The sequence below is a fragment of the Pseudomonas sp. B21-041 genome (genome assembly GCF_024748675.1).
GTDB classification, from domain to species: Bacteria; Pseudomonadota; Gammaproteobacteria; order Pseudomonadales; family Pseudomonadaceae; genus Aquipseudomonas; species Aquipseudomonas neuropathica.
Genome location: NZ_CP087175.1, coordinates 2,088,787 through 2,113,945 on the forward strand (window position 1 = coordinate 2,088,787; position 25,159 = coordinate 2,113,945).

The window sequence follows — 25,159 nt, forward strand, 5'->3', positions numbered from 1 at the left end:
TTATAGAGGCACGGGATTACATGGAAATCGGTCTGCGCGAGTGGCTGATCGTCATCGGCATCATTGTGATAGCCGGTATTCTTTTCGATGGCTGGCGCCGTATGCGCGGCGGCAAGGGAAAACTGAAATTCCGTCTTGACCGAAGTCTGTCCAACCTGCCGGACGAGGACACCAGCGCTGAGCTGTTGGGCCCGGCTCGCGTGCTGGACACTCACAAAGAGCCGCAACTGGACGAACACGACCTGCCGTCGGTGAGCATGCCGGCCCGCGAAGCACGCGAGCCTCGCGAATCCGGTTCGAAACGTGGCAAGCGTGGCAGCAACGGTCCGGCGCAGGGTGACCTGAACCTCGATCTGGATCTGGACGGCGGCCCGAGCTTCAGCAGCCGTGACAACGATTTCGTTGAAGACAGCAAGCCTGCGCCGGCGATGGCCGACAAGGATCAGCCGCAAGCTGAAGAAGTATTGGTCATCAGCGTGATCTGCCGTGATGCCGCTGGCTTCAAAGGCCCGGCGCTGTTGCAGAACATTCTCGAAAGCGGTCTGCGTTTCGGCGAGATGGATATTTTCCACCGTCACGAAAGCATGGCTGGCAACGGTGAAGTGCTGTTCTCCATGGCTAACGCGGTCAAGCCGGGCATCTTTGATCTGGACGACATCGACCATTTCAGCACCCCGGCGGTAAGCTTCTTCCTCGGCCTGCCAGGCCCGCGTCATCCGAAGCAAGCCTTCGACGTGATGGTGGCTGCAGCCCGCAAGCTGTCGCAGGAATTGAACGGCGAACTGAAAGATGACCAGCGCAGCGTCCTGACCGCGCAGACCATCGAGCACTACCGTCAGCGCATCGTCGAATTCGAACGTCGCGCCTTGACCCAGAAGCGCTAAGGCCAAGATCAAAAGATCGCAGCCTCGTTTCACTCGACAGCTCCTACAGGATTGCGATGTCTGTAGGCGCTGCCGAAGGCTGCGATCTTTTGCTTCTGCTGCCAGAGATAGATGAATTAGAGCAGCTTCGGCTGCTCTTTTGCTTTTTGAGAGAACACCCATGACCGCCGCCAAAAACCGCATTCTTGAACTGCGCGCTGAACTCGATCAGCACAACTACCGTTACCACGTCCTCGACGAGCCGAGCATTCCGGACGCCGAGTACGACCGGTTGTTCCACGAGCTCAAAGCGCTGGAAGCGGCCAACCCGGAATTGATCACCAGCGACTCGCCGACCCAGCGCGTCGGCAGCGTGGCGCTGACCGCGTTCACCCAGGTGCGTCACGAAGTGCCGATGCTCAGCCTCGGCAACGCCTTCGAAGAAACCGATATGCGCGAATTTGATCGCCGGGTGACCGAAGGTCTGGACCTGCCGGCCGGCGATCTGTTCGGTGGCGGGGCGGCGGTGGAGTACAGCTGCGAGCCGAAACTTGATGGCCTGGCGGTCAGTCTGCTTTATCAGGACGGCGTGCTGGTACGCGGCGCCACGCGCGGCGACGGCACTACTGGCGAAGACATCAGCGTCAACGTGCGCACCGTGCGCAACATTCCGCTGAAGCTGCATGGCGAAGGCTGGCCGGCGACCCTGGAAGTGCGCGGTGAAGTGTTCATGTCCAAGGCCGGTTTCGAGCGTCTCAATGCCTCGCAACTGGAAGTCGGCGGCAAGACCTTCGCCAACCCGCGAAACGCCGCCGCCGGCAGCTTGCGTCAGCTCGATTCGAAGATCACCGCCAACCGTCCGCTGGAATTCTGCTGCTACGGCATCGGTCAGGTTTCCCACGATATTTCCGACACGCACATCGGCAACCTCAAGCAGTTGCAGAAGTGGGGCATGCCGATCAGTCACGAGCTGAAACTGGCCAAGGGCATCGGCGAATGCCTGGATTACTATCGCGACATCGGCGAGCGTCGTAACGCGCTGGCCTACGAAATCGACGGCGTGGTGTTCAAGGTCAACAGCATTGCCGATCAGCGCGAACTGGGCTTCCGCGCCCGCGAGCCGCGCTGGGCGATCGCGCACAAATTCCCGGCGATGGAAGAGCTAACCGAGTTGCTCGATGTGGAATTCCAGGTTGGCCGCACCGGCGCCGTGACGCCCGTGGCGCGCCTGAAACCGGTCAAGGTTGCCGGCGTCACCGTGGCCAACGCCACGCTGCACAACATGGACGAAGTCGCCCGTCTGGGTCTGATGATCGGCGACACCGTCATCATCCGTCGCGCCGGTGATGTGATTCCGCAAGTGGTGCAAGTGGTCATGGATCGCCGTCCCGAAAATGCGCGCGCGGTGCAGATTCCAGAGAACTGCCCGGTGTGCGGCTCGCACGTCGAGCGCACGCAACTGATCAAGCGCAGCAAGGGCAAGGAAACCGTCAGCGAAGGCGCGGTGTATCGCTGTGTCGGCCGTCTGGCCTGTGGCGCGCAACTGAAGCAGGCGATCATTCATTTCGTCTCGCGTCGCGCGATGGATATCGAAGGGCTGGGCGACAAGAGTGTCGAGCAACTGGTTGATGAAGGTCTGGTCAGTTCGCCGGCGGATCTGTATGCCCTGAAGTTTGACGACATCGTTGATCTGGAAGGCTTTGCCGAGGTGTCGAGCAACAAGCTGCTCGCGGCCATCGAAGACAGCAAGAAACCGGGGCTGGCGCGTTTCATCTATGCGCTGGGCATTCCCGATGTCGGCGAGGAGACGGCCAAGGTGCTGGCGCGCTCGCTGGGTTCGCTGGAGCGTGTGCAGCAGGCGCTGCCGCAAGTGCTGACCTATCTGCCGGATGTGGGGCTGGAAGTGGCGCACGAGATTCACAGCTTCTTTGAAGATGCGCATAACCAGCAGGTCATCGCTGAGTTGCTGGGCCATGGTCTGCAGATTCAGGATCAGGGTGAGCTGGGTGCCGAGTTTGCCGCCAGCGCCACGCTGGGTGGCTTCCTCGACAAGCTGCACATTCCTTCGGTCGGCCCGGGCGGCGCGCAGAAGTTGGCGGACAAGTTCGGTTCGCTGGAAGCGGTGCTGAATGCTGACTGGCTGGACATGCGTCAGGCCTTGCCGGAGAAGCAGGCCAATTCGGTTCGCGAGTTTTTTGCACTGCCTGAGAACCGGCAACTGGCTGAGAAATCCGAAAAGCAACTGCGCGATTTCGGCATGCACTGGCAGAGCGAGAAGAAAGTCGTCGAAGGTTTGCCGCTGTCCGGGGAGACTTGGGTGCTGACTGGCAAAGTTGAGTTGATGAGCCGTGATGTCGCCAAGGAGCATCTGGAAAGCCTGGGCGCCAAAGTCGCGGGTTCGGTGTCTGCGAAGACTCATTGCGTCGTGGCAGGCCCCGGTGCCGGTTCCAAATTGACCAAGGCCAATGAGCTGGGCGTAAAAGTGATGGACGAAGAAACCTTCATCGCCTTCCTCAAAACCCATGGCCTGAACGTTTGATCGTTCCCACGCTCCCGCGTGGGAATGCCACCCCGGACGCTCCGCGTCCGCTGTGACGCAGAGCGTCACTGGATGCATTCCCACGCAGAGCGTTGGAACGATCAGCAAAGTGCGGGAACGATGTTGTCACGGGAATGATCTAGTCTTGGCAAGTCCCAGGGAGAGATCGCCATGCACCGTTTTTTCGAGCAGCTCAGTTCCCGCATCATCGCGCCGTTCATGGGCGAATCCTCACGCAACAGCAAACTCTGGCCGTGCCGCTGCGGCCAGTCGCTGTTCTTTCGTAACAGCCAGTGTCTGGCCTGCAACGCATTGCTTGGTTATCAAGCCGAAGAAAGTCGCCTGACTTCGCTGCAACCGGGGCCGTATGAGGGCACCTGGACGCTCGATGCCGACCCCGAGGCCGGACTGTTTCGCCGCTGCGCCAACCTCGACACAGCCGCCGCGTGCAACTGGCTGCTGCCGGCCAACGAACACGACAGCCTATGCATCGCCTGCAGCCTCAATCGCACCATCCCCGACCTGTCCGCCCCGGACAACCCTGAGCGTTGGCGCAAAGTCGAAATCGCCAAGCGTCGCCTCGTTGCTCAACTGATCACCCTCGGCCTGCAAGTCATCCCGAAAACCGTTGATGAAGACACTGGGCTGGCCTTCGACTTCATCGGCGTCGACCTCGAAGGCAACGCGCCGATGACCGGCCACGCCAATGGCCTGATCACCCTCGACATCAAAGAAGCCGACGACGCCCACCGCGAGCAGGTGAGGGCGGCGATGCATGAACCCTACCGCACACTGCTCGGGCATTTTCGTCATGAGGTTGGCCATTACTACTGGGATCGGCTGATCGCCAACGGCCCCTGGCTCGATTCATTCCGCAGCCTGTTCGGTGACGAACGCGCCAGTTACGCCGAGGCGCTGGACCGTCACTACCAACAAGGCGCACCGCAGGACTGGCCGCAGTACTACGTCAGCGCCTACGCGACCATGCACCCGTGGGAAGACTGGGCGGAAACCTGGGCGCATTACCTGCACATGATGGATGCGGTGGACACGGCGTTGGGCTTTGGCATGAGCGCGCGGGAAATGGATTTCGACTACCAGCCGTTTCCGCCCAGCACGCTGTACGACCCGGAGCATCCCGGCGGCGAGGCGTTCCTCTCATTCGTCAATGCGTGGATCGAATTGGCCGGCATGCTCAATGAACTGTCACGGAGCATGGGCCAGCCGGATTTCTACCCGTTCGTGCTGCCGGCACCGGCGATTGCCAAGCTGCACTTCATTCATCTGGTGATCCAGCAGGCGGGCGGCAGGGCGGATGAGGTTCTGACCCTGTAGGCGCTGCCGCTGGCTGCGATCTTTATGTCCTTGAGCCCGTTCATATTTTTTATCTGCAACCAACGGTTGTAACTTCGCTTCAGATAGGTACAATGGCGCGGCTCGCCGACAGGCAAGCGTCGTTATGGTGACCCCATCGGTCCCCCCGCAACGATTACCCGTGAACCTGGTCAGAGCCGGAAGGCAGCAGCCACAGCGGGAACATTGTGTGCCGGGGTGTGGCTGGTGGGGTTACCACCTTAACGAACAATCGAACGCTTCAAACAGAACTGCATGGGTTTCGCCCACTGCGGTTTTTTTGTGCCTGCGATTTGCCAAATCGACACATATTCCCCCTGTTGAAGATGACCCTGTGGGAGCTGGCTTGCCAGCGATAGCGGTGTGTCAGGTTCATCTATTTGACTGAAAATCCGCAATCGCTGGCAAGCCAGCTCCCACAAGGTTATGGGGTGTTGTCGGAGTGGCCGGTGTAGAGCCGGATAATCTCATCAATCTCCCCCGATATCTTCATCCGCAACAACGTGCGCAAGACCAGTTGCACCGGCACCTTCGGATCATTGCGCACATAGCAACCCACCTTCTGCTCCTGCAGCACGGCGACACCTTGCAGTTGCTGCTCAGGCATCAACCGCTGATTAAACCAGTCCAGCGTCCACTGGTTACTCACCGCATAGCGATAACGCCCGGCCAGTAGTTTCTCCAGCACCTGCTCCTGATTACGCGCATCTTCCCGTTGCAGCCGATCAGCGTCGAACAACGGTTGCAGAGTCGGGTAGGTGTAGCCAAGCACGGTGCCGATGGACTGGCGGGGCAGGTGCGCAGGGTCAGTGCTGGCAGGTTGATCCTTGCGGCTGATCAACAGATCGCGCTGGAAGAACAACGGCAGACTCCAGATGTAGTCCCCCGACTGATTCGGCAGCCACGACTGTGCGGCATAGCAGCGCACGTCGATCTCGCCGTGTTCCATCGCGCTCTGCACGCGGGCGCGGGGCAGGACGTGAAACTCGGCCGGTACGCCGACTTGCGTGGCCAGGCTGAGCATCAGATCGTAAAGAATGCCTTGCGTGGGTCGCCCGCGTTCGTATTGCACCATCGGCATCGCCCAGCTGTCGGGCATGGCGAAGCGCAACGGGGTTTCCGCTGCCGTCACATTCAGGCTGATTCCCAGCAACGCCCCCACGGCCCACCGCATAAACGCTCCGGTAATTCCCGATCCCGAGCCGATAAAAGCCTCTGCTCATGCAGCTTAGCCATATTAGACGAGGACACCGGATGCAATTTTGCCCTTGCTCCGCTAGCATTAGCCGCTTCAGCTTCCTTCGTTGCGACGGTTTTCGATGAGTTATCAGGTTCTTGCACGTAAATGGCGTCCGCGCTCGTTCCGCGAAATGGTCGGCCAGACCCATGTGCTCAAGGCTCTGATCAATGCCTTGGACAGCCAGCGGCTGCACCACGCGTACCTGTTTACCGGTACGCGTGGGGTGGGTAAAACCACGATTGCGCGGATCATTGCCAAATGCCTGAACTGTGAGACAGGTATCACTTCCAGCCCGTGCGGCGAGTGTTCGGTGTGCCGGGAAATCGATGAGGGGCGCTTCGTCGACCTGATCGAGATCGATGCCGCGAGCCGCACCAAGGTCGAAGACACCCGCGAACTGCTCGACAACGTGCAGTACGCGCCAAGCCGTGGGCGCTTCAAGGTCTACCTGATCGACGAAGTGCACATGCTCTCCAGCCATTCCTTCAATGCGCTGCTGAAAACCCTCGAAGAGCCGCCGCCGTACGTCAAGTTCATCCTGGCGACCACTGACCCGCAGAAACTTCCGGCAACGATTTTGTCGCGCTGCCTGCAGTTCTCGCTGAAGAACATGACGCCGGAGCGTGTGGTCGAGCATTTGACCCACGTTCTCACTGCCGAGAACGTACCGTTCGAAGACGATGCACTGTGGCTGCTCGGTCGCGCCGCTGACGGTTCGATGCGTGACGCCATGAGCCTCACCGACCAGGCGATTGCCTTCGGTGAGGGCAAGGTTCTCGCTACCGACGTGCGGGCGATGCTCGGCACCCTGGATCACGGTCAGGTCTATGACGTCCTGCATTCATTGATCGAAGGCGACGCCAAGGCGTTGCTCGAAGCCGTGCGTCACCTGGCCGAACAAGGCCCGGACTGGAACGGCGTGCTCTCGGAAATTCTCAACGTGCTGCACCGCGTAGCCATCGCTCAGGCGTTGCCGGAAGGCGTCGACAATGGCCATGGCGACCGCGATCGCGTGTTGGCATTGGCGCAGGCCTTGCCGGCCGAAGACGTGCAGTTCTATTACCAGATGGGCCTGATCGGCCGCCGCGATTTACCGCTGGCGCCGGATCCGCGTGGTGGCTTCGAAATGGTGTTGCTGCGGATGCTCGCCTTCCGGCCGGCAGATACCGCGGACGCGCCGAGGCAACCGCTAAAGCCAGTGGGGATCAGCCAGGCCACAGTTGATTCCGCAAACTCCGTGGCTGCCGCGCCTAAACCTGCGCCGGTAGTCGCTGCGGCGGTTGGGCCGACGCCTGCTCCTGCGCCGGTGGCTGCAACTGCACCGGCTCCCGAGCCTGCGCCGGTTGCTCAAGTTGCTCAAGTTGCTCAAGTTGCTCAAGTTGCTCAAGTTGCTCAAGTTGCTCCCGTTGCCGAGCCAGAACCTGCGCCAGCGGCTGTCGTCGCCGAAGCAGTCGTCGATTTACCGTGGAATGATCCGGTAGAGCCAGAGCCAGAGCCAGAGCCCGAGCCCGAGCCCGAGCCCGAGCCCGAGCCCGAGCCTGCGCAGCAGCCAGCCGTAGAGCCCGTACTGGAAACCACCGCCGAGCAACCCGAGTTGCCGCCGATGCCGCTGCCGACCCCGGACAGCGTCGTTCCGGAGGCGCCTGAGTGGGCCGCCGCGCCGATTCCCGAGCCGTCGGTCGCCGACGTCGATGCCGCCACCCCGGGCATGGACCTGGACGACGAGCCGCCGCTGGATGAGGATTACATCGAGCCGGACATCGATTCGGCCTACAGCTACCTCGACGAACTGGCCAGCGAACACGCTGCCGAGCCTGCCCCGGAACCAGAGCCAGAGCCGGCAGCGGCGCCAGCCACAGGTTTAGCGTTGCAGTGGCTGGAGCTGTTCCCGAAACTGCCGATCTCCGGCATGACGGGCAGCATCGCCGCCAATTGCACATTGATCGCCGTCGATGGCGACCATTGGCTGATGCACCTCGACCCGGCGCACAGCGCACTGTTCAACGCCACGCAGCAGCGACGCCTCAACGACGCGTTGAACCAGTTCCATGGCCGCACGCTGAGCCTCACCATCGAGCTGATCAAGCCCGAGCAGGAAACCCCGGCGCAAGCGGCGTCCCGTCGGCGCGCCAACCGTCAGCGCGAGGCGGAGGAGTCGATCCACGGCGATCCGTTCATCCAGCAGATGGTTCAGCAGTTCGGCGCAGTGGTGCGACACGATACTATTGAACCTGTCGATGCCTTGGTCGCCCAAGGCTAATAACTGAAGGTGCCCGGCCGCGCTGGCCGGGCGCTGTTTTGATCCAAGTACTTTTGAGGTGATTCCCATGATGAAAGGTGGCATGGCCGGCCTGATGAAGCAGGCACAGCAGATGCAGGAAAAAATGGCCAAGATGCAGGAAGAACTGGCCAACGCCGAAGTCACCGGTAAGGCCGGCGGCGATATGGTCACCGTGGTGATGACCGGTCGTCACGACGTCAAAAGCGTGAGCATCGACCCAAGCCTGGTTGAAGGCATGAGGGAAGATGACAAAGAAATGCTGGAAGCGGTCATCGCCTCCGCCGTCAACGACGCAGTGCGCAAGATCGAAAAGAACAGTCAGGACAAAATGGGCAACATGACTGCTGGCATGAACCTGCCGGCCGGTATGAAACTGCCATTCTGATTCGCCAACCGGCGGCAGATGAGCTACACAAAATGCCAGGCATCGCGCCTGGCATTTTTATTTCTGACTGATCGTTCCCACGCTCTGCGTGGGAATGCAGCCCGGGACGCTCCGCGTTCCAAGTCCAGAGCCGAACGCGGAGCGTCCGTTGCGGCATTCCCACGCGGAGCATGGGAACGATCAATCCCGGCCAACTGAATAAACATCGAACGCGCAAAAGCCTCAACGGTCTGCTCCCTATACCCGCTGAATTAACCCTTCACAGGAGACGCTGACATGTCCGACCCTCTCACCCTCAACCAGCGCTTTGTCCTCGCCTCACGTCCGGTCGGTGCGCCGACCCCGGAAAACTTCCGCCTCGAACGCGAAGCCTTGCCGGATCTGCAGGACGGCCAGGTATTGTTGAAAACCCTGTACCTGTCCCTCGATCCCTACATGCGCGGGCGAATGAGCGACGCACCGTCCTACGCCGCGCCGGTACAAATCGGTGAAGTGATGACCGGCGGCGCGGTCAGCCGTGTCGAGGATTCACGTCATCCGAAATTCCATAAAGGCGATCTGGTGGTCGGCGCGACCGGTTGGCAGAGCCACAGCATCAGCGATGGCCGTGACATCATGCCGATCCCGGCCGGGTTGCCGAGCCCGTCGATGGCGCTGGGTGTGTTGGGCATGCCCGGCATGACCGCGTACATGGGGCTGATGGACATCGGCCAGCCAAAAGAGGGCGAAACATTGGTCGTGGCTGCTGCGTCCGGCGCGGTCGGTTCGGTGGTCGGGCAAGTGGCCAAGATCAAAGGGCTGCGCGCAGTCGGCGTGGCCGGCGGTGCCGATAAGTGCAAGTACGTGGTCGAAGAGTTGGGTTTTGATGCCTGCATCGATCACAAGGCGCCCGATTTTGCCGAGCAATTGGCCAAGGCCTGCCCCGATGGCATCGACATCTATTACGAGAACGTCGGTGGTCATGTGTTCGATGCCGTGGTGCCGTTGCTCAACCCCAAGGCGCGCATTCCGCTGTGCGGTCTGATCGCCGGTTACAACGCCTCCGAAACGCCAAAAGGCCCGGATCGCCTGCCGATGCTGCAACGCACGCTGCTGACCAAGCGCGTGCGCATTCAGGGCTTCATCGTGTTCGACGACTACGGTGATCGTCAGCCGGAGTTCATCAGCCACATGGTGCCGTGGGTACGCGATGGCAAGGTGAAATTCCGCGAGGACGTGGTCGAAGGCCTGGAGCAGGCGCCCGAGGCGTTTATCGGTCTGCTGGAAGGGCGCAACTTCGGCAAACTGGTGGTGAAGGTCGCCCAGGACTGAGTATTTGACGCTGGCCAGAGGCGCGGGTATAAACCGCGTCTCGTTGTTTTGTCGGACTTTTTACCCATGAGCTTCAGCCCTTTGATTCGCCAACTGATCGACGCCTTGCGCACTTTGCCAGGCGTGGGTCAGAAGACCGCCCAGCGCATGGCGTTGCAGATGCTCGAGCGTGACCGCAGCGGCGGCTTGCGCCTGGCCCAGGCCCTCAGCCAGGCCATGGAAGGGGTCGGTCACTGCCGTCAGTGCCGCACGCTGACCGAAGACGATCTGTGCCCGCAATGCGCCGATACCCGCCGTGACGACACGTTGCTGTGCGTGGTGGAAGGGCCGATGGATGTGTATGCGGTCGAGCAGACCGGTTTCCGTGGCCGCTACTTTGTGCTCAAGGGGCATTTGTCGCCGCTCGATGGCCTGGGGCCTGAGGCGATCGGCATTCCGCAGTTGATGACGCGGATCGAAGAGGCGGGCACGTTTACCGAAGTCATTCTCGCGACCAACCCGACCGTGGAAGGTGAAGCGACGGCGCATTACATCGCGCAGTTGCTGAGCAACAAAGGCCTGATCGCTTCGCGGATCGCTCACGGCGTGCCGTTGGGGGGTGAGCTGGAACTGGTCGATGGCGGCACGCTGGCGCATTCGTTTGCCGGGCGTAAACCCATCTCTCTCTGATAAAAATCAAAAGATCGCAGCCTTCGGCAGCTCCTACATGGAAACGCGTATTTCCAATGTAGGAGCTGCCGAAGGCTGCGATCTTTTGATCTTCTGCATCTTGTAAACCAAGCAAGCGCTCGGTTAAGTTCGGCGAACCCTTCCGTGGAGCTCGCCCATGCCTGCCTTTCAGGAATACTTCGACCCCAGCCACCAATTGGTCCGCGACAGCGTCAGACGTTTCGTCGAACGCGAGATCCTGCCGGACATCGATCAGTGGGAAGAAGCCGAAAGTTTCCCCCGCGAGCTGTACCGGAAGGCTGGCGCGGCAGGCATCCTCGGCATCGGTTATCCGGAAACGCTTGGAGGCAGCCATGAAGGCGATCTGTTCGCCAAGGTCGCCGCCAGTGAGGAGTTGATGCGCTGCGGCTCTGGCGGCCTGGTAGCGGGGCTGGGATCGCTGGATATCGGCCTGCCACCGATCGTCAAATGGGCGCGCCCGGAGGTACGTGACCGGGTCGTGCCACAGGTGCTCAGCGGTGAAAAGATCAGCGCGCTGGCGGTTACCGAACCGGGCGGTGGCTCCGACGTCGCCAACCTGCAAACCCGCGCCGTGCGTGACGGCGATGTCTATCGCGTCAGCGGCAGCAAAACCTTTATCACCAGTGGCGTGCGCGCCGATTTCTACACCGTCGCGGTGCGCACTGGTGCGCCGGGGTTTGGCGGCATCAGTCTGCTGCTGATCGAGAAGGGTACGCCGGGCTTCACCGTTGGCCGTCAGTTGAAAAAAATGGGCTGGTGGGCGTCGGACACGGCTGAGTTGTTCTTCGACGATTGCCGCGTGCCTGCAGGAAACCTGATCGGCGCCGAGAACATGGGCTTCGCCTGCATCATGGGCAACTTCCAGAGCGAACGGCTGGCGTTGGCGCTGATGGCCAACATGACCTCACAGCTTGCACTGGAGCAAAGCCTGAAGTGGGCGCGTGAGCGCGAGGCGTTTGGCAAGCCGATCGGCAAGTTTCAGGTGATCAAGCATCGCCTCGCCGAGATGGCGACTGCGCTGGAAGTCTCACGCGAATTTACTTACCGGCAAGCGGCGAAGATGGCGGCGGGGCAGAGCGTGATCAAAGAGATTTCGATGGCGAAGAATTTTGCCACGGACACGTCAGACCGGATCACCACCGAGGCAGTGCAGATTCTTGGTGGGCTGGGTTATATGCGCGAAAGTCTGGTGGAACGGCTGTATCGGGATAACCGCATTCTTTCGATTGGCGGCGGGACGCGGGAGGTGATGAACGAGATCATCAGCAAGCAGATGGGGCTTTAAAGGCAAAAGATCGCAGCCTTCGGCAGCTCCTACAGGGAAACGCACATTCCAATGTAGGAGCTGCCGAAGGCTGCGATCTTTTGATCTTGATTATTTATCGGTCAACGCAAACTGCGTCAGGCAGAAGGTCGGGATGCCCATGTCCTCAAGACGCTGCGAACCTTGCAGTTCCGGCAAATCAATAATCGCCGCCGCTTCATGCACCCGCGCGCCCATGCGGCGAATCAGGTTGGCTGCTGCGATCAATGTCCCGCCCGTGGCAATCAAATCATCGAACATCACCACCGAATCGCCTTCACACAGGCTGTCGGCGTGCACTTCCAGGAACGCTTCGCCGTACTCGGTTGCGTAACCTTCGGCCAGCACGTCCGCCGGCAGTTTGCCTTGCTTGCGGAACAGCACCAGCGGCTTGTTCAACTGATAGGCCAACACCGAGCCGATCAGGAAGCCACGGGCATCCATCGCGCCAATGTGGGTGAAATCAGCTTCCACGTAGCGGTGGGCGAAACTGTCCATCACCAGGCGCAGAGCCGTTGGCGACTGAAACAGCGGGGTGATGTCGCGAAAGATCACGCCCGGTTTCGGGAAGTCGATCACAGGGCGGATAAGCGATTTGATGTCGAAGGAGTCGAAGACCATCGTCGAGGTGTCCTGGCAGGGCTGCAAACGGCGCAGTATACCCGCGGCTGAAACGCTTCGCTCAACCGCGGATCGAGATCAGCCTTCGATCGAGCCACCGGCCAGCGCGCAGAGCTGGATCGGGTCGAGGATGTGAATCTCTTTGCCCTCGGCGGCAATCAGTTCGTTCTGCTGGAAACGGGTGAAGACCCGGGACACGGTTTCCACCGCCAGACCGAGGTAGTTACCGATTTCATTGCGCGACATGCTCAGGCGGAACTGGTTGGCGGAGAAGCCGCGAGCGCGGAAGCGGGCCGAGAGGTTGACCAGGAAGGTAGCGATGCGCTCGTCGGCGGTTTTTTTCGACAGCAGCAACATCATTTGCTGGTCGTCACGGATTTCCCGGCTCATGACGCGCATCAACTGCCGGCGCAGCTGCGGCAGTTGCAGGGCCAGCTCATCGAGACGTTCAAAAGGGATTTCGCAGACCGATGTGGTTTCCAATGCTTGGGCGGAGACCGGGTGTTTCTCGGTGTCCATGCCTGACAGGCCGACCAGTTCGCTTGGCAGGTGGAAGCCCGTCAGTTGCTCTTCGCCGCTGTCGCTGAGGCTGAAGGTCTTCAGGGCGCCGGAGCGTACTGCATAAACGGAATCGAACGTGTCGCCCTGGCGGAACAGGAACTCGCCCTTTTTCAGCGGGCGGCCGCGTTTAACGATTTCGTCCAGCGCATCCATGTCTTCCAGATTCAAAGAAAGTGGCAGGCAGAGAGGGGCCAGGCTGCAATCCTTGCAATGGGCCTGGTTGTGAGCGCGCAGTTTAACTGGCTCGGACATTTCTTAGATCCTTGTGGGAAAACACACATAAGCCGTAAGGGTAACTCACGGGAGGACATTCAGGCCAGTCTGGGGCGACTTTGCCCTACAGCCATAAAGCCACAGGGCCAGCAGCCGATAAACAGGTATCAAAGTGCATACAAGGAACGATTCGATGGCCGCCATTGGTACGCTGGGCCCCGCTAGCAGCGACGTTGCGGCAACGCCGGAAGCGTTTAAAGTTGCGTCCGGCAATGCACACAACCCAGGTTCGTCCGATGAGGCAACCCCGACCTTGGTCGAGGGCGTCAAAGTGTCGCTCTCCGGTGCATCGATTGCAAAATCCGCCAGTGCCGGTGGCGAAAACAGCGACATCGAGACCAGTGGCCTGCCCGAGAACATCCAGCAATTGCTGAAGATGATCCGCAAACTGCAAAAACAGATTGCCGAGAAAAAGGCACTCATCGAAGCGGTCATGGCCGACAAGCGCCTTTCCAACGAAGAAAAGATCATCAAGGCTGCCGCGCTGCGAGGCGCAATCGCCGCGTTGAATACCGGTCTGATCACGGCCAATCTGGCTTTGTCCAAAGTGGTCGGGCAGTCCGGGTTGACCGCGGATCAGAACCTGAGCGTCGGTTCGTTGTTGACGAAAAACTAAATCACCCGCGAAAAACGCTGGCGGTTCTGCTGTTCCAGGTAGGCATCGAACACCATGCACACCGAGCGCACCAGCAGACGACCCGCCGGCAACACGGCGATCCGCTCGCGATCCAGCGCGATCAGGCCATCACTGGCCATGCCTTGCAACTGCGGCCACAGCGCGCCGAAATAGCCCTGAAAATCGATGTTGAACTGCTGCTCGATCGCGGCGAACTCCAGGCTGAAATTGCAGATCAGCTGCTGGATCACCGCTCGGCGCAAGCGATCATCGGCGTTGCACACCAAGCCCCGGCTGGTCGCCAGTTGTGCGGCGGCGAGGGTGTTCTGGTACTCGTTGAGGTCGCTGCTGTTCTGGCAATACAGGTCGCCGATCTGGCTGATGGCCGAAACGCCCAACCCGATCAGGTCGCAATGGCCGTGAGTGGTGTAACCCTGGAAGTTACGTTGCAGGGTTTCTTCTTCCTGAGCAATCGCCAGCTCGTCATCGGGCAGGGCGAAGTGATCCATGCCGATGTAGCGATAGCCGGCGGCGGTGAGCTGCTCAATGGTGCGCTCAAGCATTTCCAGCTTCTGCGCGGGCGCCGGCAACTCATTGTCATTGATCCGTCGCTGCGGCATGAAACGCTCGGGCAGGTGCGCATAGTTGAACACCGAGAGCCGGTCCGGTTGCAGGCTGATGACTTCTTCAACGGTGCGGGCGAAATTTTCCGGGGTCTGCTTGGGCAACCCGTAGATCAAGTCGATATTGATCGAGCGGAACTGCAGGGTGCGCGCCGCATCGATCACCGCGCGGGTTTCCTCCAGACTTTGCAGGCGATTGACCGCGCGCTGCACCGCCGGATCAAGGTCTTGCAGGCCGATGCTGACCCGGTTGAAACCCAGTTCGCGCAGCAGGCCCATGGTCGACCAGTCGGCTTCGCGCGGGTCGATCTCGATGCCGTAATCGCCGGAGTCGTCCTCCAGCAAATTGAAATGCTTGCGCAGGTGCGCCATCAACTGGCGCAGCTCGTCGTGGCTGAGAAAGGTCGGCGTGCCGCCGCCAAAGTGCAGTTGCTCGACTTTCTGGGCCGGGTCGAGGTGGCAGGCGATCAACTGGATTTCCTGCTCCAGCCGCTGCAGGTAGGGCAGGGCGCGACCACGATCTTTGGTGATGACCTTGTTGCAGGCGCAGTAGTAGCAAATGTTCGCGCAGAACGGCACATGCACGTAGAGAGACAACGGGCGCAGGGCCTTGCGGCTGTCGCGCAGGGCATGAAACAGGTCGAAGGTGCCGACCTGACTGTGAAATTGCACGGCCGTCGGATACGAGGTGTAGCGCGGCCCCGCCAGGTCGTAGCGGCGGATCAGATCAGAGTCCCAACGAATGGCGTCGAGCATGCGGGCATTCCCCCGGATAGGCTGGCAGTGTGAGCGAGTCTATCGGGGGGCGGTGGTGGCGCTGTTGATTTGCATCAACGGGGAGAGGTGTGGTGTTAGTGCGGGCCTCTTCGCGAGCAGGCTCGCTCCCACATTGGATCGGTGGTGCAACACAAATCCCCTGTGGGAGCGAGCCTGCTCGCGAAGGCCGCGCCGCCGATCTAATGGCCCATGAGCCAATGCTGATGTGGGCCGGGTAATGTCCAGATCCCGAACAGGATCACCAGCAATCCGCCCGCCATGCGCACGCTGCGTTTGCGCAAAATGGCAGTCACGCGTTCCGCCGCAAGCCCCGTCGCCAGCAATACCGGCCAGGTGCCGAGGCCAAACGCGAGCATCAACAACGCACTGTCCAGCGCATTGCCCTGACTCGCCGACCACAGCAACGTGCTGTAAACCAGTCCGCAGGGCAGCCAGCCCCACAACGCGCCAAGCAATAGAGCCCTAGGCAGACTCGACACCGGCAGCAAGCGGTTGGCCACCGGCTGAATGTAGCGCCACAAACCGCGTCCAAGACTTTCAATGCGCGTCAGCCCGCTCCACCATCCGGCCAGATACAAACCCATGGCGATCAGTAGCAATCCAGCCAGCACGCGCATGAACAGCGCGGCCGGACTGTTGGCGACAGCCCATCCGGCCAGACCGATCAACAAACCAGCCGTGGCATAACTGAGAATCCGCCCAAGGTTATACGCCAGCAACAAGCGGAAACGCCGGCTGCGCTGTTCCTTGGGAATCGCCAGGGTCAGCGCGCCCATCAAACCGCCGCACATGCCCAGGCAATGACCGCCACCGAGCAGGCCGAGGATCAATGCCGATACCAGCAAGGGCGCCAGTTCAAGCATGAGGTGGGGCCTTGTCGTCCGGTTTGTCGGGGTTGGCTTCGTCCACGGCGGCGGTGTGGTTCGGGTCCTGATCATCGAACAGGATGCTGTGCGCCGGGCCGTCGAGGTCGTCGTACTGACCGCTGTCCACCGCCCAGAAAAAGATGTAAACGGCGATGGCCACGATCAGCAGGGCGGCCGGGATCATCACGTAGAGAGCTGGCATCTGTACTCCAGGTGCCCGCGCGGCTCAGGCCGGCAGCGGGCGGGTTTGCGATCGGGTGCTGGCGGGCGGCGGACTCGGCAGGCGAGTCAGACGCAAGGCATTGAGCACCACGGTCAACGAACTGATCGACATGCCGACGGCGGCCCACACCGGCGTGATCCAGCCGAGGGCGGCGAACGGCAACATGAGGCCATTGTACAGCGCCGCCCACAGCAGGTTCTCGATGATGACCCGACGGGTGCGGCGCGCCAGCGTGAAAGCCTGGACCAGCGCGTCGAGTCGGTTGGACAGCAGCACCGCATCAGCACTGGTTTTCGCCAGATCGGTGGCCGAACCCATGGCGACACTGATGTCGGCCGCGGCGAGTACCGGCACGTCATTGACGCCATCGCCGAGCATCAGCACTTTGCGACCTTCCTTGTGCAACTGTTGCAGGACTTGCAGCTTGTCGTCCGGGCGCAGACCACCGCGAGCCTCGTCGATGCCGAGTTCTGCCGCCACACTGGCGACCATCGGCGAGCTGTCGCCCGACAACAGCAATGTGCGCCAGCCGCGCGCCTTGCACGCGGCGAGCAGGGCGGGGGCGTCGTCACGCAAGCGATCGTCGAGGACGAACCACGCCAGCGGCCCCTGAGCGTCGCCGAGCAGCAGCCATTGGCCGGCCTCGTTCGGCATGCCGGGCACGTTCGCACCGCTGAGGGCGCAGACAAATTCTGCCTGGCCGATGCGCAAACGCTGTCCGCCCACCAAGCCTTCGAGGCCAAGCCCCGGCGTGCTGTGGACTTCTTCAGCGGCCAGCGGCGCACGGCCGAAGGCGCGGGCAATCGGATGTTCCGAACGGTTTTCCAGTGCGGCGGCAAGGCTCAGGCATTCATCGCTGTCGCGCGCGCCGAGCGGGCGAATCGAGCGCAGCACCAGTCGGCCTTCGGTGAGGGTGCCGGTCTTGTCGAAGATCACCGTGTCGATTTGATTCAAGCCTTCCAGCACGTGACCACGGGTCAGCAGCAAACCGAGTTTGTGCAATGTCCCGGTGGCTGCGGTGAGCGCGGTCGGTGTTGCCAGCGACAGCGCGCACGGGCAGGTCGCAACGAGCATGGCGAGGACGATCCAGAATGCGCGCGATGAATCCAGCTCCCACCAGAGCAGGCCGATGGCCGCGGCGGCAATCAGTGATAACAGCAAAAACCATTGCGCGGCGCGGTCGGCGATTTCCGCCAGTCGCGGTTTTTCCGCTTGGGCGCGGTCGAGCAGGCGGACGATGGCCGACAGGCGCGTGTCTTGGCCCAGCGCCTGAACTTCCACGGTCAACGCGCCTTCGACATTGAGCGTGCCGGCAGTGACCGTGTCGCCGAGGGTACGCGGTTGCGGCAGGTATTCGCCGGTGAGCAGCGATTCGTCGATGCTCGATTGGCCGTCGATGATCTTGCCGTCCGCCGGCAGAATCGAGCCGGCCTGCACCAGAATCCGCTCGCCGAGGCGCAGTTCGCTGAGCAGGATGCGTTCGCTCTGGCCGGCTGCATCAAGGCGCAGGCAAGAGGCAGGCAATAGATTGACCAATTGCGCGGTGGCGGCAGCGGTGCGTTCGCGGGCACGGCGTTCGAGATAGCGGCCGGCAAGCAGGAACAACGCAAACATCCCCACCGCGTCGAAATACAACTCGCCGACCCCGGTGATCGAGGTCCAGATCCCGGCAATGTAAGCACTGCCGATCGCCAGCGACACCGAGACATCCATGGTCAGGTGGCGTGTGCGCAGATCGCGCATCGCGCCTTTGAAGAACGGCGCGCAGCTGTAGAACACGATCGGTGTGGTCAGGAACAGCGCGACCCAGCGCAGGATCGTGTGCAGTTCGGGGCTGAGGTCGATGTTGAATTCCGGCCAGGTGGCCATGGTCGCCATCATCGCCTGGAACCACAGCAGACCGGCGACACCGAGTTGGCGCAGGGCCAGACGGTTTTCGCTGGCCAGTTGTTCGCTGGCGCGATCGGCCTGATACGGGTGGGCGGCGTAGCCGATGTGGCGCAGTTCGGCGAGCACTTGGCTCAGCGGCAATTGCGCGTCGGCCCAGCGCACATGCAGGCGATGGTTGGACAGGTTCAGCCGCGCCTCGGCCACGGCGGGCAGCGTGCGCAGGTGTTTTTCGATCAGCCAGCCGCAGGCGGCACAACTGATGCCTTCCATCAACAGGGTGGTTTCGGCCAGATCGCCTTCGTGGCGGACGAAGGGTTGCTGCACATCGGCGCGGTCGTACAGGGCCAGTTCATCGACCAATTGCACCGGCAATGCTTCGGGGTTGGCCGAGGCTTCGCTGCGGTGTTGGTAATAGCTTTCCAGACCGCCGGCGACGATGGCTTCGGCCACCGCCTGACAGCCCGGGCAGCAGAATTCGCGGGATTGCCCGAGTACGACGGCAGTGAAGCGGCTGCCGGACGGGACCGGCAGGGCGCAGTGATAGCAGGGGAGTGGGGTGGTCATGGCATCGTTGAGGGGGTAAGCCCTTGCATTGGGGTTGTCCGCTTGCCCTCACCCCAGCCCTCTCCCGGAGGGAGAGGGAGCCGATCGGTGTGAGCCTGAAAACAGGCTCAGTCGCCTGGATTTTCACTGTCATACACAAAACGTGCAAACGCTCGAGATCAGTTCCCTCTCCAGGGGGAGAGGGCTAGGGTGAGGGGGCTTTTGAAGTTGTTTACTTCTTCAAGTCTTCGGCACCTTGCAGCGGTTCATCACCCAGCAGCAGATCCTTGTCATGGTTAACCAATTCTTCCTCGAACATCCGCCAGATGTGATCATCCTGAGTGCCCAGCAACTCGACAAACCGGCGACCTTCAACTTTGTCACCCAATTGGCCGATGTAACGCCCGGTTTCGGTCTCGCTGCGGGTCAGGACAATCTTGCGATCCTTCTCCGGCTGCGTCGGTGAAATCAGGTTCAGCTCCAGAGTCTTTGGCTGACTGTCACCGCTCAAACGCAGATCAACTTCACCGGTCACGTCATCCAGATGCACAGCGGCGCGCATCTTCAGAGTCTGTGCCAACAGCTCACGGTCCAGCGAACGGTTGATGCCTTTGCCGGCCTCGTAGTAGTTGTCGTTGACGAGGTTGTCCGGGTTGTTCACCGCAATGGTCACCATGGACAGAGTCAGGGTCACCGAACAGGCCAGAATTCCGATGATGATCCATGGCCAAAGGTGCTTGTACCAGGGACTTGCGGCGTTTGCTGCGGGCATGTTCAGTTCTCTCAACGGATTTGTGGGCCGATGAATCGGCTCTTGGCTTCAACGTGGACGCTGTCGTCATCGGCATCCTTGAGGAGGAATTTCACCTCATTGGTGCTCGATGGCAGTTGCTCCGGTGCGCTCGACAACTCGACCGGCATGCTGACGATGTCGCCGGCCGCGACTTTGATCTCGCGTTTGCCTTGCAGGCGCAGGTCGGGCAGGCCGGCGGCTTCCAGCACGTAAGTGTGGTCGCGCTGATCCTTGTTCATGATCTTCAGGCTGTAGACGTTTTCGATCCGGCCTTCGGCGTTTTCGCGGTATAGCACGCGGTCCTTGCTGACGTCGAAGCCAACCAGCGAGCGCATCACGAATGCAGTGACCAACAGGCTGATCATCGCCAGCAACACTACGGCATAGCCGATCAGGCGTGGCCGCAGTTTATGGGTTTTCTGCCCGGACAGGTTGTGTTCGGTGGTGTAGCTGATCAGCCCGCGCGGGTAATCCATCTTGTCCATGATGCTGTCGCAGGCGTCGATGCAGGCCGCGCAGCCAATGCACTCGATCTGCAGACCGTCGCGGATGTCGATGCCGGTCGGGCACACCTGAACGCACATGGTGCAATCGATGCAATCGCCCAGGCCCTGGGCCTTGTAATCGACGCCTTTCTTGCGCGGGCCACGGCTTTCGCCGCGACGCGGGTCGTAGGAGACGATCAGCGTGTCCTTGTCGAACATCACGCTCTGGAAGCGTGCGTACGGGCACATGTAAATGCACACCTGCTCACGCAGCCAACCGGCGTTGCCGTAAGTGGCGAGGGTGAAGAAGCCGACCCAGAAATACGACCAGCCATCGGCCTGGCCGGTGAAGAATTCGAAGACCAGTTCACGGATCGGCGAGAAGTAGCCAACGAAGGTCATGCCGGTGACAAAACCGATCAACAGCCACAGCGCGTGTTTGGCGAGTTTGCGCGCGAATTTGTTGGCGCTCATCGGCGCCTTGTCGAGCTTGATGCGCTGATTACGGTCGCCTTCGGTGACCTTCTCGCACCACATGAAAATCCACGTCCACACACTTTGCGGACAGGTGTAGCCGCACCAGACCCGGCCGGCGTACACGGTAATGAAGAACAGGCCGAACGCGGCAATGATCAACAGGCCCGAGAGCAGAATGAAATCCTGTGGCCAGAAAGTGGCGCCGAAGATGAAGAACTTGCGCTCCGGCAGGTTCCACCACACGGCCTGATGACCGCCCCAGTTCAGCCACACCGTACCGAAATACAGCAGAAACAATGCCGCACCGCCCATCATCCGCAGATTGCGGAACAGGCCAGTGAAAGCACGGGTGTAGATTTTTTCTCGAGAGGCGTAAAGGTCAACGCTGTTGTTCGCGTTTTTGCTCGGTGGTGTGACGTCGTGTACCGGAATCTGGTTGCTCATCATTGCATCCCACGGCAGTGGAAAAATGCCTCGGTCGATACGTGCCAACCCAGGTCAGAAAGGGGTGTTGCAGTGGCGCAATGATACGCCGGTCGCTCTGGCTCAAGGGTGCGACCTTTGGTCGCGTTGGGTAAAAAACCTGAATGGTGTAGCGAATGCAGCAAAGCATGATGCAGGTCAATTGACTTGTTGAGTATGGACGGTTTTGGCTTGAGGGCTAATTCATTGTTTCCACGGGAGAACAGTCCGCCGCTGCGGTCATTGCGAGTTTCATAAAAAAGCCTGGTCAGATTGGACGCACGCACGAATGGCGTCACGTTCAGGGTTTCCTTTGCACAACTCGACGCGTGTCTGTCCTGAAAGAAAACTTTGAATGTGGTTTTGCGTGGGCCACGTCAGGTTGAATGGAACTTGTCATGTTTGTTTTCAGTGCTCTGCAGGTTATTCAAGTTGTGCGGTTAGTGCCTCTGAAATAAATCCAATTGATTGTTCTTTATGAGTGCTTTGAAGTTTTCTGTTTTTTCGAATAAGTTCTGTTTGCGCGAAAAGTTTGCGTCTGATTGATTAATTTAAACGGAATTTAATGTATGGCTTTTAACAAGTTTGCAAGCGTTGTGCTGGGTGTTTGTTTGTGGGCGACGGTTGTATCGGCGCAGGCTATAAGCGGAACACCGAAACACATGGTTTTTGCCTCGGATACTCAATATCCCTGGACCGACAAGACTGATGACCGGGAGCCGGAATCCGACGCCGAATTCGATGTTCGTTCGAAATGGCTGGTTGATACTCAGCTTGGGAGTATTGCCGAGTTCAGAAATCAGCACGGCTCTCAAGCCCAGGTGCCTTTGATGATCAATGGCGATATAACCGCTTTTGGTCATGGCTGGCAGCGTTCGTTCATGAAGGATTTACTGACCAAGCACTTCAAAGGTGAGTATTTGTATGGCTTGGGTAATCACGATTATGAAAACAATGTTGATGATTGTTTTAGTAATAGCTGTGCAGCGGGAAGTATCGTCGAATTCAAAGAACACCATGAGGGTAAAGTCGACAGCTTTGATCTGAAAATCACCAGTGGGTTTCTCAGTAAAAAGTACTCTGGCAGTCTCGCCTATTCAAAAAACATCGGCGAAGTTCATATGGTTCAACTCAATAACGAACCGACGTATACCACCCGGATTGCTCATCCATTGAACCCGACGACATTTGAAATCAACGATGCGCTCGACTGGCTCGAGACGGACCTCAGACTGGCGCGAGCCTCGGGGTACGCCATCATCATCAATATGCATAAACCGTTGCGCCACCAGGGGACCCAGGCGCAACAGAAACGCTTCACCGATATGGTCAACAAATATCAAGTGACGGCGATCTTTGCCGGCCATTTGCATAAGGATGGAGGTGATGCTTATTGGGAGGGTAGCGTACCCATCTACCTGAGCGGCAGTACGTCTCAGCAAACCTATCTGATTGCCAGTTTCACCGAGGACCGCAAGCAGTTGCAGGTCTATCTGGTGAAGAACAATCAGTGGCGCAATCGAACGCTGATCGATACGACGCCGGTGCATTCAATCTTTGCCAAGCGCCCATAAAAAAAGCCCCGCCAGTGATTAGGCGGGGCTTTGTACGATCAGTGATTGGCAGCGTTCCATGGATTGATCAGATGAACGCCGCTGAGTTGGAAGTCGGCAACATTACGGGTGACCAGCGTCAGCCCATGAACAAGCGCGGTGGCGGCGATCAAAGCGTCGCATTCATTGCTGCGATCAGGCACGTGCAGCTGTGCGCATCGGCTAGCGACGGCGCTATCGACCGAGAGGATTCTTCCCGAGAATGCGGGTTTGACATGACGCTCGAGCCAGTTGCGCAGCATCCCTCCTTGTGGCGGGTCGCGGCGTTCGATACGCAGAATGCCGGTTTCCAGCTCCAGCACAGTGATGGCCGATAAATACAGGCTGGCCGGGGCGACGCTGTTTGCCCATGTCACCACTTGCCGGTCGGCTTGGGGTTTTCGCAGCTCGGAAACGACATTGGTATCCAGTAGAAACATCAGGACAGGTCCACGCTGCGAGGGGTGATGACGGAGCGCTCGGATTCGAATTCGATGTCAGGCGCATTCGGCATGACCAGCAGGTCGACGATGCTGGTCTGGCTACCGGTCAGTTTCTGGTACTCCTCGATGCTCAGCAGTACATGGGCAGGCTTGCCACGATCGGTAATGATGACCGGACCCCGATGCGCGGCTTTTTTGGCTGCACTGGTGTCCTGGTTGAATTCGCGGCTGGAAATAGTCGTGATGGCCATCAAGTTCGGCCTCCGGTGATTCTGGTGTAGAAACGTTACTACGTTGAGGTTTTTCCGGCAATCGGAAAGGTGGGTTGCGGACGATCGGTTTATCACTGTCATAACGGCACCAGCCAGAGCGCCCCTGCCAACGGGCAGGGGCGCAGGATATCGGGCGAATTTTCGCTGTGTTCTGCTGCTTTTTCAGAGCAATCGGCCGCCGCCGAGACCGTCCAGACCGCCACCGTTACCTGGAGGGTCCATGGTGTCTGGCGATGTTGAGCGTGCCGGCGCAGCAGGCGTTTTTAGCGGCGTTGCGTGATGAACAGGGCGGGGCTGCAAACGTTTTGGCAATGTGTTTTGGTCATTTTTTGACATGTAGGCTTCATCCTTGAAGGTTGACCCGATGCTGCTCATCGGGGTGAGAAAAACCTACAGGGCAGCTTTCCTCAGGTCTATTGAGCAAACGTTTCAAGGCATGAATTCCAGCATGAAAAAAGGCCCCGCCAATCAACATTGGCGGGGCCTTTTGTACTTCAAGCGCTGGCCTTACTCGGCGTTCGCTTCCGGTGCTTTTTCACCGTGGGACAGGCTGTAAACATATGCCGCCAGCAGGTGCACCTTGTCGTTGCCTTGCAGTTGTTCCTGCGCAGGCATCTGGCCCTGACGGCCGTAACGGATGGTCTGCTGCAGTTGCGCGAAGCTCGAACCGTAGATGAACGCACCCGGGTGGGTCAGGTCAGGCGCGCCCATGGCGGGGGTGCCTTTGCCGGCCGGACCGTGGCAGGCCACGCAGTTGGCGGCAAACAGTTTGCCGCCGTTGGCCGGGTCAGCCTTGGTGCCTTCCGGCAGCTTGCGGCCATCCAGGTTGGTCACGACAAACGCTGCCACGTCGGCAACGCCTTGCTCACCAATCACTTCAGCCCAGGCCGGCATCACCGCGTGACGACCGCCCATGATGGTGGTCTTGATGGTTTCCGGCTCGCCGCCCCAGCGCCAGTCGGCGTCGGTCAGGTTAGGGAAACCGTAGGCACCCTTGGCGTCGGAACCGTGGCACACCGAGCAGTTGGAGGCGAACAAACGGCCACCCATCTTCAGTGCTTGCGGATCCTTGGCCACTTCTTCGATTGGCATGGCAGCGAACTTGGCGAAGATCGGACCGAACTTGGCGTCCGAGCGGGCCATTTCCTTTTCCCACTCGTGCACGCCGGTCCAGCCGGTCTGGCCATTGGCGAACGCGGTCTGCTTGTCGTTATCGAGGTAGTTGTAGCCCGGCAGCAGGCCTTTCCAGTTGCCCAGGCCCGGGTACAGCACCAGGTAACCCAAGGCAAAAATGATGGTGCCGACAAACAGCATGAACCACCATTTCGGCAGTGGGTTGTCGTACTCCTCGATCCCGTCGAAGGAGTGCCCGACCGTCTCGTCCGTCTGTTCGCTGCGCTGGCCCTTGCGGGTCGACAGCAGCAGCCAGGTCAGGGAAAAGATCGTACCGAGACTGAGGACTGTGACGTACAGACTCCAGAATGTAGTCATTCTTTGTTACTCCTAGAAGCTTGCTCGACGTGCTTGATGGCTTCGGGATCATCCGCAAAAGGCAACAAGGTCGCGTCTTCAAACTCCGACTTGCGCTTGGGGCTGAACACCCACAACGCCAGACCGATGAAGGCCACCATCACGACAACGGTGCCCAGGCCACGAATCATCCCGATATCCATCTAG

At 60.0% G+C, this 25,159-nt stretch carries 24 protein-coding genes and 1 other RNA gene; 11 read left to right on the forward strand and 14 right to left on the reverse strand.

Annotated elements, in window-relative coordinates; genetic code table 11:
* Window positions 1-20: 20 nt before the first annotated feature.
* The 4 genes from zipA (at window position 21) to ffs (ending at window position 4,968) form a co-directional block, all read left to right on the forward strand.
* Complete coding sequence (zipA, locus tag LOY43_RS09300; protein WP_034152851.1) at window positions 21-884, forward strand: cell division protein ZipA; 864 nt, start codon at window positions 21-23, stop codon at window positions 882-884.
* A 160-nt stretch (window positions 885-1,044) separates the two neighbouring features.
* Complete coding sequence (ligA, locus tag LOY43_RS09305) at window positions 1,045-3,402, forward strand: NAD-dependent DNA ligase LigA (RefSeq protein ID WP_258709501.1); 2,358 nt, start codon at window positions 1,045-1,047, stop codon at window positions 3,400-3,402.
* Between the two features lie 171 nt (window positions 3,403-3,573).
* Window positions 3,574-4,737 carry a putative zinc-binding metallopeptidase gene (locus LOY43_RS09310; protein ID WP_095047727.1) on the forward strand — a complete coding sequence of 388 codons (1,164 nt, stop codon included), beginning with the start codon at window positions 3,574-3,576 and terminating at the stop codon, window positions 4,735-4,737.
* Between the two features lie 134 nt (window positions 4,738-4,871).
* An RNA gene (gene ffs, locus LOY43_RS09315) (signal recognition particle sRNA small type) lies at window positions 4,872-4,968 on the forward strand.
* A 211-nt stretch (window positions 4,969-5,179) separates the two neighbouring features.
* Here the strand turns inward: ffs and LOY43_RS09320 are convergent.
* Window positions 5,180-5,929, reverse strand: a complete 750-nt coding sequence (locus LOY43_RS09320) for an ABC transporter substrate-binding protein (RefSeq protein WP_258709502.1) — start codon at window positions 5,927-5,929, stop codon at window positions 5,180-5,182.
* Window positions 5,930-6,074: 145 nt separating this feature from the next.
* On the opposite strand from LOY43_RS09320, the gene dnaX reads away from it, so the two are divergent.
* The 5 genes from dnaX (at window position 6,075) to LOY43_RS09345 (ending at window position 11,947) form a co-directional block, all read left to right on the forward strand.
* Window positions 6,075-8,255: a DNA polymerase III subunit gamma/tau gene (gene dnaX / locus LOY43_RS09325; RefSeq protein WP_258709503.1), complete on the forward strand. Its 2,181-nt coding sequence runs from the start codon at window positions 6,075-6,077 to the stop codon at window positions 8,253-8,255.
* Between the two features lie 67 nt (window positions 8,256-8,322).
* Window positions 8,323-8,661 (forward strand): YbaB/EbfC family nucleoid-associated protein, encoded by a 339-nt coding sequence (locus LOY43_RS09330; protein WP_258709504.1) that lies wholly within the window; start codon window positions 8,323-8,325, stop codon window positions 8,659-8,661.
* A 276-nt stretch (window positions 8,662-8,937) separates the two neighbouring features.
* Window positions 8,938-9,972 (forward strand): NADP-dependent oxidoreductase, encoded by a 1,035-nt coding sequence (locus LOY43_RS09335; RefSeq protein ID WP_095047723.1) that lies wholly within the window; start codon window positions 8,938-8,940, stop codon window positions 9,970-9,972.
* 66 nt (window positions 9,973-10,038) lie between these two features.
* Window positions 10,039-10,641: a recombination mediator RecR gene (recR, locus tag LOY43_RS09340; RefSeq protein ID WP_007918335.1), complete on the forward strand. Its 603-nt coding sequence runs from the start codon at window positions 10,039-10,041 to the stop codon at window positions 10,639-10,641.
* A 157-nt stretch (window positions 10,642-10,798) separates the two neighbouring features.
* Window positions 10,799-11,947, forward strand: coding sequence for an acyl-CoA dehydrogenase family protein (locus LOY43_RS09345; protein ID WP_258709505.1), 1,149 nt, complete (start codon window positions 10,799-10,801; stop codon window positions 11,945-11,947).
* Between the two features lie 90 nt (window positions 11,948-12,037).
* Here the strand turns inward: LOY43_RS09345 and LOY43_RS09350 are convergent, their stop codons facing one another.
* Window positions 12,038-12,586 (reverse strand): adenine phosphoribosyltransferase, encoded by a 549-nt coding sequence (locus LOY43_RS09350; protein ID WP_007918333.1) that lies wholly within the window; start codon window positions 12,584-12,586, stop codon window positions 12,038-12,040.
* A gap of 78 nt (window positions 12,587-12,664) precedes the next feature.
* Window positions 12,665-13,399, reverse strand: coding sequence for a fumarate/nitrate reduction transcriptional regulator Fnr (gene fnr, locus LOY43_RS09355; protein WP_007918332.1), 735 nt, complete (start codon window positions 13,397-13,399; stop codon window positions 12,665-12,667).
* A gap of 154 nt (window positions 13,400-13,553) precedes the next feature.
* On the opposite strand from fnr, the gene LOY43_RS09360 reads away from it, so the two are divergent.
* The gene (locus LOY43_RS09360; RefSeq protein ID WP_095047721.1) at window positions 13,554-14,036 is read left to right on the forward strand and encodes a hypothetical protein; all 483 of its coding nucleotides are present in this window, start codon (window positions 13,554-13,556) and stop codon (window positions 14,034-14,036) included.
* On the opposite strand, the gene hemN is transcribed toward LOY43_RS09360, so the two are convergent.
* From hemN to LOY43_RS09395, 7 genes are all read right to left on the reverse strand, one after another.
* Window positions 14,033-15,415 (reverse strand): oxygen-independent coproporphyrinogen III oxidase, encoded by a 1,383-nt coding sequence (hemN, locus tag LOY43_RS09365; RefSeq protein ID WP_220558394.1) that lies wholly within the window; start codon window positions 15,413-15,415, stop codon window positions 14,033-14,035. The genes LOY43_RS09360 and hemN overlap by 4 nt on opposite strands.
* A 200-nt stretch (window positions 15,416-15,615) precedes the next feature.
* Window positions 15,616-16,299, reverse strand: a complete 684-nt coding sequence (locus LOY43_RS09370) for a sulfite exporter TauE/SafE family protein (RefSeq protein ID WP_016984739.1) — start codon at window positions 16,297-16,299, stop codon at window positions 15,616-15,618.
* Window positions 16,292-16,504, reverse strand: a complete 213-nt coding sequence (gene ccoS / locus LOY43_RS09375; RefSeq protein WP_093431851.1) for a cbb3-type cytochrome oxidase assembly protein CcoS — start codon at window positions 16,502-16,504, stop codon at window positions 16,292-16,294. Before ccoS ends, LOY43_RS09370 begins: the two co-directional genes overlap by 8 nt.
* Window positions 16,505-16,528: 24 nt before the next feature.
* A complete protein-coding gene (locus LOY43_RS09380; protein WP_095047719.1) occupies window positions 16,529-18,979 on the reverse strand; it encodes a heavy metal translocating P-type ATPase in 2,451 nt (816 codons plus the stop codon).
* 211 nt (window positions 18,980-19,190) lie between these two features.
* Entirely contained in the window at window positions 19,191-19,730 is a 540-nt protein-coding gene (locus tag LOY43_RS09385; protein ID WP_095124872.1) for a FixH family protein, read from the reverse strand.
* Window positions 19,731-19,741: 11 nt separating this feature from the next.
* Complete coding sequence (gene ccoG / locus LOY43_RS09390) at window positions 19,742-21,157, reverse strand: cytochrome c oxidase accessory protein CcoG (protein WP_095047717.1); 1,416 nt, start codon at window positions 21,155-21,157, stop codon at window positions 19,742-19,744.
* Entirely contained in the window at window positions 21,157-21,474 is a 318-nt protein-coding gene (locus LOY43_RS09395) for a hypothetical protein (RefSeq protein ID WP_141231782.1), read from the reverse strand. Before LOY43_RS09395 ends, ccoG begins: the two co-directional genes overlap by 1 nt.
* Window positions 21,475-21,744: 270 nt before the next feature.
* Between LOY43_RS09395 and LOY43_RS09400 the strand changes: the two genes are divergently transcribed.
* Window positions 21,745-22,749: a metallophosphoesterase gene (locus LOY43_RS09400; protein WP_095047716.1), complete on the forward strand. Its 1,005-nt coding sequence runs from the start codon at window positions 21,745-21,747 to the stop codon at window positions 22,747-22,749.
* A gap of 38 nt (window positions 22,750-22,787) precedes the next feature.
* On the opposite strand, the gene LOY43_RS09405 is transcribed toward LOY43_RS09400, so the two are convergent.
* The 4 genes from LOY43_RS09405 to LOY43_RS09420 all read right to left on the reverse strand — a co-directional run bounded on the left by LOY43_RS09405 (window position 22,788) and on the right by LOY43_RS09420 (window position 25,155).
* Entirely contained in the window at window positions 22,788-23,207 is a 420-nt protein-coding gene (locus LOY43_RS09405) for a type II toxin-antitoxin system VapC family toxin (protein WP_095124870.1), read from the reverse strand.
* On the reverse strand, window positions 23,207-23,461 hold the full coding sequence (locus tag LOY43_RS09410) for a type II toxin-antitoxin system Phd/YefM family antitoxin (RefSeq protein ID WP_095124867.1): 255 nt from the start codon (window positions 23,459-23,461) through the stop codon (window positions 23,207-23,209). Before LOY43_RS09410 ends, LOY43_RS09405 begins: the two co-directional genes overlap by 1 nt.
* A 528-nt stretch (window positions 23,462-23,989) precedes the next feature.
* On the reverse strand, window positions 23,990-24,973 hold the full coding sequence (gene ccoP / locus LOY43_RS09415) for a cytochrome-c oxidase, cbb3-type subunit III (protein ID WP_093431872.1): 984 nt from the start codon (window positions 24,971-24,973) through the stop codon (window positions 23,990-23,992).
* On the reverse strand, window positions 24,970-25,155 hold the full coding sequence (locus LOY43_RS09420; protein WP_003175465.1) for a CcoQ/FixQ family Cbb3-type cytochrome c oxidase assembly chaperone: 186 nt from the start codon (window positions 25,153-25,155) through the stop codon (window positions 24,970-24,972). Before LOY43_RS09420 ends, ccoP begins: the two co-directional genes overlap by 4 nt.
* Window positions 25,156-25,159: the final 4 nt, after the last annotated feature.